The sequence below is a fragment of the Streptomyces sparsogenes genome (genome assembly GCF_001704635.1).
Taxonomy (GTDB): Bacteria; Actinomycetota; Actinomycetes; order Streptomycetales; family Streptomycetaceae; genus Streptomyces; species Streptomyces sparsogenes.
In genome coordinates, this window is sequence record NZ_MAXF01000064.1 from 1 (window position 1) to 783 (window position 783).

General features: G+C 65.8%; 1 pseudogene. It reads right to left on the minus strand.

Going from position 1 to position 783, the window contains the following annotated elements:
- A pseudogene (locus BBH68_RS13765) lies at positions 1-783 on the minus strand (SdrD B-like domain-containing protein); the annotation flags it as partial.

Below are 783 nucleotides of genomic sequence, written 5' to 3' on the forward strand. Positions count from 1 at the left end.
CCAGACCCGGTTGCCGATCTGGATGGGCGCGTTCGCCGCCTCATAGGCGACATCGCCCAGCCCACCGGCCTTACCGAACCCGTTGTCGGTCGAATCGACGAACTGGTAGGCGTTGGCGGCGTGGTTGTTACCGGGACCCTGGCCGGTCTCGATGTTGTAGTAACCGGTGCCGTCGGTGCCGTAGTTGTCGGTCGGGTCCATCTGGGTGCTGACGACCCACTGCTGCTGCGGAATGTAGGCGACCGCTCCCTGGGAGGCTTCGTTGTGCACGCCCTGGATCTGCTCCGGGTTGGCCCTGTTCCGTACGTAGTCGCCCGGGAAGTATTCGACGACGCCGCTCTTCTGGCCGCCGTCGGTGGCGGGTTCGGCGTGGTTGGGGCAATCCCCGGTGCCTTCCCAGGAGTATCCACCGTCGGGATTGGCGCAGGCCATGTTGATGTCGCCACCGGACATGCCGGCTTCCGCGTCGTTGACGTCGGGCCGGGGGTCCAGGCCACCACCACTGACCACGTCCATGAACCGGTCGCGGAAACCGAGGATCATCGAACCGTCACGGGCGAAGGCGAGGGTCGAGAGCTCCGGCTGCGGATTGACGAGGGTATTTCCTCCGTTGACCCTGAATTTGTCCCAGGTCGCCAGGTCGGTGTTCCACGGGTTCCAGTGGGTGGCCTGGTCATTCCCTTCGGCACCGCCATAGACGGTGCCGCGCTCGGCGGTGAGCGGCTGGGTCAGCACGGTGTCGAACCGCTCGCCGTCGTAGGCGTAGACGACGGCCTTCAGGTC